The organism is uncultured Amaricoccus sp., from assembly GCF_937858865.1.
Lineage (GTDB): Bacteria > Pseudomonadota > Alphaproteobacteria > Rhodobacterales > Rhodobacteraceae > Amaricoccus.
On the sequence record NZ_CALLYO010000634.1, the window covers coordinates 1 to 7,572 of the forward strand.

Below are 7,572 nucleotides of genomic sequence, written 5' to 3' on the forward strand. Positions count from 1 at the left end.
TGCCCGTCGATGTTTTCCTCGGAAACGGTCGCGCCCGGTCCCAGGCCCCCCGCGGGGCCGGCCACGGCTCAGTAGCCGAACTCCTCGCTCATGTAGCGGCAGCTGTTCAGCACCACGCCGAGGACGTTGCTCTGTTCGGCGAGGTCCTTCTCGCACTTGTCGACCTCGTCGAGGCGGCTCTTCTCGGCGCCGGCGACCAGCAGCACGCAGTCGAGCTGCGGCAGGAAGGCCATCGCATCGTCGCTCTGCAGCATCGGCGGCAGGTCGTAGACGATGATGTCGGGCAGGAAGGCGCTCTTGATCGCGGCGACGCCCTCGGCGGCGCGGGCGTTCATCAGCAGCTCGGCCGAGTCGCGCACGCTCTGGGCGTTGGTGCCGATGGCGAGATTGTCGCCGTAGCGCACAAAGCTCTCCGCGACGCTGCGGCTGCCCTGGAGGAGGCCGGCCACCGACTGCGGCGACTTGAGGCCGATCTGCCGCGCCATCGACGGGCGGCGCAGGTCGACCTCGACGAGCACGGTCCGCACGTCGGGCTGGCGGGCGAGGCTGAAGGCGAGATTGAGCGCGAGCGTGGTCTTGCCGCATCCGCTCGTCGGCGAGGTGATGCCGACCGAGGTCCAGCCGTTGCGCTGCATGGTGCGCAGCATCTTGGTGCGCAGGATGTCGAAGTGGCTGTGTGCCGGGTCGACATCCTCGAAGGTGACGATGTGGTTCCTGGCGAGCAGCCGCGGCTCGGGATCGAAGGCGGCGAGCTCGGCCCAGGCCGGGCCGACCTGGGATGCCCGCAGCGGGCCGCGGCCGGGCCCGACGCCGCCGCCGACGCCGCCGGGCGATGGCGCGACCACCGCACCGCGCTGCTCCTTGGCCTTCTGGATCGCTGCCTGAATCCGTTCCATCCATCTCTCTTTCCGCTGCCGGCGCGTCGCGACCGGATACCTATACTCGAACCGGCCGGGCGCGTCAGTTCGTGTCCCGCCGGTTCACCGCGCACGCGCTCTAGCCGATCACACCGCCGAGCAGTTGGTCGAGCGGCATGTACCGCGTGTGGATGGCCAGGAGCGCGAAGGGGATGCCGATCACGATCAGCGCGAGGATGGCCAGGATCAGCGCCTGCTTGCGCCGCTGCTCGCCCGCCGTCCGCATGTAGGGAATGGTGGCGATCGGCTGGATGCCGAGGCCGTTCGAGAGCTCGACCGGCCGGCGGATCGAGCGGTTCAGCATCTCCCAGAGGACGATGAAGCCGACCGCCGCGCCGAGGCCGCCGACGATGCCGGCGGAAGCGATCAGCAGGCGGGGCGGGCTGACCGGGGTGTTCTTCTCGATCGGCGCCTCGATCAGGGTGAAGCGCTGGCCCTTGGAGAGAACCTCGATCTTCTCGGAGACCTGGGCCTGGCCGAGGGCGGCGACGGCGTTGTCGTACTGGGTCTGCAGGTTCGCGAGCTCGCGCTGGAGATCGGCGAGCGCCCTCTCGTTCTGCGGTGTCGCCTGCTGGGCGGCGGCGAGGTCGGCGAGGGTCTTCTCGACCGCCATCCGCTCCTCGGCGATGTACTTGAGCTGCTCGTCGATCGGGGCGAGCTCGACGTCGAGCTCGGAGAGCGGCTGGGCGGCCTGGCCGTCGGCGCCCGGCACGGCGCGCGCCGCCTGCTGCTGGGCGACGAGGCTCTGCAGCGCGGCGATGCGGGTCTGCAGCACGCGGATCTGCGGGCTCTCCGGCTTGTAGATCGCCTGCTGCTGCAGCAGCTGGCTCTGCAGGTTCTGCAGCTCCTGCTCCTCGGGGGAGAGCGCCTGGTTCACGGCGCGGCCGGTGCGCTCGTAGACCCAGACCACCGTGGCGCGCTGGTTCTTGAGCCCGGCCTCCTCGCGCTGGAGGTCGAGCAGGCGCTGCTCCCCGCGCTCCTGCTGGGCGCGGCGGCTGTCCATGCTGTCGGGGAGCGCGGTGACGTTCGCGGTCTTGAAGTCGGCGATCTTCTTCGACTGGTCGGCGAGCGCGGCCGAAAGGCGCTCGACCTCGCCCTGGAAGAAGTCGAGGGTGTCGCTCGCCCGGTCCGTGCGCATGCGCACGTTCTCCTGCAGGATCAGCGACACGAGCTCGTTGGCGCCCTTGGCGGCGAGCGGCGGGGTCGGCGCCGAGAAGGAGACGCCGACGATGATCGCCCCCGGCGTCCCCGGCCGGATCGTCGGGTCGGGCTGGAAGCCGATGAACTCGATCCTGTCGCGCATGTCGGCGACGATGTCGCCGACCGAGAGGTCGGGCTGGTCGGCGTAGAGCCCGATGCGCTGTGCCAGATCGTAGAGGTTGGCGCGGGTCATGATCCGCTGCTGGACGATCTGGATCTGCTCGAACGGGTTGATCTCGGCCGTCGACTCGGCGAGCTCGCCCGGGATCTGCTGCGGCTCGGCGAGCAGGCTCGCCGAGGACTGGTAGACCGGCGGCAGGATCGAGGCGATGGTGATGCCGATCGCCGCGAGCAGGGCCAGGATGACGAGGAAGTAGGGCAGGCGCCGCTTGAAGACGGCCCAGTAGTACTTGAGATCGAGATTGGCCATGGGTCGGTTTTTCCTGAGCGTCGTGTGGGCCGGGGCCTTCAGCCCGCCACCATCTTGAGGTTGCCGTGCGTTCGCCGGTCGGTGACGACCTGCTCGATGACGCCGGCGTCGACCTTGTCGAGGCCGTCGGTGAAGGCGTAGACGAGCGCGTAGTCGCAGATCTGGTTGACGAGGCGCGGGATGCCGCGCGAGGCGAGATACACGCACTCGCAGGCGGCGGGCGTGAAGATCTCGTGCGCCGCGCCCGCGACCCTCAGGCGGTGGTCGATGTAGGCAGCGACCGACCGCGCCGACATTCCCGGCAGGTGGTATTCCGCCGCGACGCGCTGCGCGAACTGGGTGAGGCGCGGCTGGGCGATGAGGTCGCGGAGCTCGGGCTGGCCGACGAGGACGAGCTGGAGGAGCTCGTCCTTGTCGGCATTGATGTTCGAGAACATCCGGAGCTCCTCGAGCGTTTCGACCGAGAGGTTCTGCGCCTCGTCGAAGATCAGCATGGTGCGCCGCCCGCTCGCGTACTCCTCGATGAGGAAGTCCTGGAACTTGGCGAAGAGCTGGACGTAGCTCGCGTCGCTCGTCGTCGGCACCCCGAGCGCCATCAGCACCCAGTGCAGGAGCTCGCCGCGGTTTCCCTGCGCATTCGAGATCAGCCCGACGGTGAACTCCTCGGGCAGCGAGCGCAGCAGGTGGCGCAGCAGCGTGGTCTTGCCGGCGCCGATCTCGCCCGTGATGACGGTGATCGGGGCATGGGTCAGCATGCCGTACTCGAGCATGGTGTAGGCCCGAGTGTGACTCTCGGACCAGTAGAGGAAGTCGGGATCGGGGAGGAGCGTGAACGGCCGCTCGGTCAACCCGAAATGGTCGTTGTAAATCTTGAGCGTACTCGTCATACCCATCCTACGCCACCCTGTCCCGACCGCGGGGCATGTCCTCCCGTGATTCAGACACGGCAATCAAACTAGAGAAGAGAAGGTCCCGCCGCCAGCCCGCTCGCTCATACAGGCTAATCGACCGCATATCACCCCAAAAAGTGGTGAATCTCCGGCGGTCGTGGCCGCGGTGTCCGATTCCGGATTCCGGGCCGGCGCGCGGCGGCGATCGTCCCTTTCGGCGGGCGGAACGGCGAGGCGCTCCCGACTCGAGGTGCGCCAGCCGGCCCGGCGGCCCGCCCGAGGCACCGGGGAGGCTGATTTCGCAGGCTTTTCCCGCCGGCGCCGGCGCGGCGGGGGGCGGAAGACCGGTCGCCGCCGCCCCGGCCCCCCGTCGAGGCGGCCGGAACCCGCCAAGTCATTAAACAATCAATTAAGTTTTGTTGAAACCGGTGGTAAAGGGTGTCTTAATGGCCCGCGGTGAGAGGGGTAACTCACCCAATGGTCTGATCGTGGAGGGCGCCCTCAGGATCGTCGGCCGGAAGTCGCTCTCGCGGGGCATCGTGTAATCCCGCGGGCTGCTCAGGTCGACGCCCGGGGCGTTTTGTTGGTCGTTGCGTGTGGATGTGGGTGATATGGCACATTATTCCGAGATCGAACCCGGGACCGCCTACACCGGTGTGGCCGGTCAGGGAATGGTGGCGGCGGGCGGCGGTGCGAACCGCAGGTTGTCCTGGCGACTCAAGGCGGTGATGGACCGCGTCGGGGCGTTCGTCCTGCTCCTGATGATCGCGCCGCTGATGGCGTTCATCGCGCTCGCGGTGCGGCTCGATTCCCCCGGCCCGATCCTCTTCCGCCAGCCGCGCTTCGGCGCCGGCCGCTCGGTCGTCGTCGTCAGCAAGTTCCGCACCATGCGCCCCGAGGGCACCGACATCGGCGGGCGCCGCCAGGCGACGCGCGGCGACGACCGCGTGACGCGGGTCGGCCGCTTCCTGCGCAAGACCTGCCTCGACGAATTGCCCCAGATCTGGGACGTGCTCTGCGGCCGGATGAGCCTCGTCGGCCCGCGGCCGCACCCGCTGCACCTCGAGGTCGAGGGGCAGCCGATCGAGAGCCTGATCCCGGACTACCACCAGCGCCATGCCGTGCGCCCGGGCATCACCGGCCTCGCCCAGATCCGCGGCAACCGCGGCCCGCTCGAGAACCTCGCCATGGGCCGCGAGCGCATCCGCTACGACGTCGAGTATATCGAGGGGCATTCCCTCTGGCTCGACATCCGCATCCTGTTCAAGACGCTCGTCGTCCCCTTCCAGAAGGACGGCTCCTACTGAGGCCCGGGCGCCGCGTCCCCGCTGCGGCCCGGCGCGGGTCGCAGGTCCTTTGTTAACCCCGCCTCGGGCGCAGGCCTTTCGTTGACCTCGCCGCGGGCTATGCTCGCGCGCGAGCGGACGGCGCCCTCCTCCCGATTCGACCGGGGTGCGCGCGGCTCCGCCGCCGTCCTGCCGGAGCCCGCGGAAGGCGCCTCGTGCGCCCTTGGCGGAGTCCGGTGTCCCGGAGCTGCCCGGAGCCGTCCCATGCGCCTCGCCCTTCTCGCCCCCCTCCTCCTCGCCGTCGCCCTCGCCGGCTGCGACAGCGCCGCCGATCGCGCCGAGACCCATTACCAGCGCGCCCTCGCCTACCTCGAGGCCGGCGACAGCGAGCGGGCGTCGGTCGAGTTCCGCAACGTCTTCCGCCTGAACCCCGATCATGCCGAGGCGCGGCTGCGCTATGCCGCGCTCCGCCGCGCGGAGGGCGAGACCCGCGACGCCCTCGGCCAGTACCAGAAGCTCGTCGAGATCCGCCCCGGCCTCGCCGAGGCGCACCGGGCGCTGGCCGAGCTCGCGCTCGAGATCCAGGACCTCGATACCGCCACCGCCCACGCCACCCGCGCCTTCGAGCTCGATCCGAAGGACCCCGGAATCCGCGCGCTGAAGGCGACCGTCGACTTCCACCGCGGCACCGACCGGCCGGCGGCGGTGGCGATGGCCGAGGGGGTCCTCGCCGAGGATCCGGCCAGCGTCATGGCCCACCTCGTCCTCGTCGCCGACCGGCTGCGGGCCGGGGACGCCGACGGGGCGCTCGCCCGCGTCGAGGCCGGCCTCGCCGCGGCGCCGGACGACGAGGGGCTGCACCTCGCCCGCCTCGCGCTGCTCGAGCAGAGGGGCGACACCGCCGCCGCCGGCGACGAGCTCGCGACCATGGGCCGCCTCTTCCCCGACAACGCCGGCGTGCGCGCGGCGCTCGTCCGGTGGCACCTGGCGAACGGCGCCCCCGACGCCGCCGAGGCGCTGCTGCGCACCGCCGCCGACGCGGTCCCCGGCCAGCCCGGCCCCGGCCTCACCCTCGCCCAGTTCCTGCTCGAGGTCCGCGGCCCCGACGCCGCCCGTGCCGAGCTCGCGGCCCGCGCCGACGCCACCACCGCCGACGCGGACCCGCGCACCCACGCCCGCTACGTCCACGCCCTCGCCGGCCTCGACTTCGCGCAAGGCAGGCACGATGCGGCAATCGCCGCGCTCCGCGGCCTGATCGAGGGCGCCGCCGCCACCGACGCCACCCGCGACGCCGAGGTCACGCTCGCCGGGATGCTCGCCGAGACCGGCCAGGAGGCGGAGAGCGCCGCCCTCGTCGAGAAGATCCTCGCCGCGGACCGCACCCACGTCGGCGCGCTGAAGCTCCGCGCCCGCGCCGCCATCGCCGCCGACCGCCCTGACGCGGCGATCCAGGACATGCGCACCGCCCTGACCGTCGCCCCCCGCGATCCCGAGGTGATGACGATCATGGCCTTCGCGCACGAGCGCGACGGCGACCGCGGCCTGATGGGCGAGCGCCTCGCCCTCGCCGTCGAGGCCGCGAACCGGGCGCCGACGGAATCGCTGCGCTATGCCAACTTCCTGATGCAGGAGGACCGCCCCGGGCCCGCCGAGGGCGTCGTCACCGACGCGCTGCGCCGCGATCCCGAGAACCTCGAGCTCCTCGACATGCTCGGCCGCATCCACCTCGCCCGCAAGGACTGGGCCCGCGCCGGGCAGGTGGCCGACATCCTGCGCGCACAGGCGGATCCGGCGGCGGCGGCGATGGCGACGAGCCTCGACGCCGCGCGTCTGCGCGGCGAGGGCAAGCCGGAGGCGGCCGCGGCGATGTTCGAGGCCCTCGCCTTCGGCGGCGCCGCCCCGAGCAGCGAACCGAGCAGCGAACCGGGCAGCGAACCGGGCAGCGAACCGGGAAGTGATCCGGGAAGTGATCCCGGGGGCCAGGCCCTCGCCGGCCTCGTCCGCGCCCGTCTCGCCGCCGGCGAGCCGGCCGAGGCCCGCCGCGCCGTCGAGGCGGCGCTCGCCGCCGATCCGCGGAGCCTCCCGGCCCGCTACCTCCTCGCCGGCCTCGACGCGATCGAGGGCCGGACCGAGGCGGCCGAGGCCGGCTACCGGGCGCTCGTCGCCGAGGCCCCCGCCCTGCCCGCGCCGCACCGCGCGCTCTTCCGCCTCCTCGCCGGCGAGGGCGATCTCGCCGGGGCCGACGCCGCTCTCGACCAGGGTATCGCCGCCACCGGCGATGCGAACGGCGAGCTCCTCTTCCTCAGGGCGGGCCTGCGCGAGGCGCGCGGGAACCTCGCCGGGGCGATCGCCGACTACGAGACCCTCTACGCCCGCTCGAGCGACAGCCCGGTCCTCGCCAACAACCTCGCGAGCCTGCTGACGGCGCAAGGGTCCGATGCCGCGACCATCGAGCGCGCCCATGCCATCGCCCGCCGGCTGCGCGGCAGCGACGTGCCGGAGTTCCAGGACACCTACGGCTGGATCCTCTTCCTGCGCGGCGACACCGCCGAGGCGCGGGAGTATCTCGCGAAGGCCGGCGCGGCGCTCCCCGGCAACGCCCAGGTGCAGTTCCACCTCGGCGAGGCCGAGCGCGCCCTCGGCAACCGCGACGCGGCGGCGGCAGCCTATGCCGCCGCCCTCGCCGCCGCCGAGGCCGGCAGCCCGCTGCCCCAGGCCGGGACCGTCCGCGCCAGAGCATCCGAGCTCGCGGCCCCTGCCCCGCCCACCCCGCCGTCCGACGGCTGACAGGGTCGCCGGCTGACCGGCGCTCTCCGAAAACCCGTTAACCGCCATGAAGATCGCGTTAA

The 7,572-nt window shown here is 71.9% G+C and carries 5 protein-coding genes; 2 read left to right on the forward strand and 3 right to left on the reverse strand.

Annotation, left to right across the window (positions count from 1 at the left end; translation table 11 throughout):
* Positions 1 to 68: 68 nt before the first annotated feature.
* From Q0112_RS18925 to Q0112_RS18935, 3 genes are all read right to left on the reverse strand, one after another.
* A complete protein-coding gene (locus Q0112_RS18925; protein ID WP_297977631.1) occupies positions 69 to 896 on the reverse strand; it encodes a CpsD/CapB family tyrosine-protein kinase in 828 nt (275 codons plus the stop codon).
* 100 nt (positions 897 to 996) lie between these two features.
* Positions 997 to 2,547 (reverse strand): lipopolysaccharide biosynthesis protein, encoded by a 1,551-nt coding sequence (locus Q0112_RS18930; protein WP_297977632.1) that lies wholly within the window; start codon positions 2,545 to 2,547, stop codon positions 997 to 999.
* Positions 2,548 to 2,585: 38 nt separating this feature from the next.
* Positions 2,586 to 3,434 carry an AAA family ATPase gene (locus Q0112_RS18935; RefSeq protein WP_297977634.1) on the reverse strand — a complete coding sequence of 283 codons (849 nt, stop codon included), beginning with the start codon at positions 3,432 to 3,434 and terminating at the stop codon, positions 2,586 to 2,588.
* A 614-nt stretch (positions 3,435 to 4,048) separates the two neighbouring features.
* Between Q0112_RS18935 and Q0112_RS18940 the strand changes: the two genes are divergently transcribed.
* Positions 4,049 to 4,744 (forward strand): sugar transferase, encoded by a 696-nt coding sequence (locus Q0112_RS18940; RefSeq protein ID WP_297977636.1) that lies wholly within the window; start codon positions 4,049 to 4,051, stop codon positions 4,742 to 4,744.
* A 243-nt stretch (positions 4,745 to 4,987) separates the two neighbouring features.
* Positions 4,988 to 7,510: a tetratricopeptide repeat protein gene (locus Q0112_RS18945; protein WP_297977638.1), complete on the forward strand. Its 2,523-nt coding sequence runs from the start codon at positions 4,988 to 4,990 to the stop codon at positions 7,508 to 7,510.
* Positions 7,511 to 7,572: the final 62 nt, after the last annotated feature.

Coding starts and splice junctions, on each gene's coding strand:
- Q0112_RS18925 (WP_297977631.1), bottom strand. CDS start 896: ATGGAACGGATTCAGGCAGCGATCCAGAAGGCCAAGGAGCAGCGCGGT.
- Q0112_RS18930 (WP_297977632.1), bottom strand. CDS start 2,547: ATGGCCAATCTCGATCTCAAGTACTACTGGGCCGTCTTCAAGCGGCGC.
- Q0112_RS18935 (WP_297977634.1), bottom strand. CDS start 3,434: ATGACGAGTACGCTCAAGATTTACAACGACCATTTCGGGTTGACCGAG.
- Q0112_RS18940 (WP_297977636.1), top strand. CDS start 4,049: ATGGCACATTATTCCGAGATCGAACCCGGGACCGCCTACACCGGTGTG.
- Q0112_RS18945 (WP_297977638.1), top strand. CDS start 4,988: ATGCGCCTCGCCCTTCTCGCCCCCCTCCTCCTCGCCGTCGCCCTCGCC.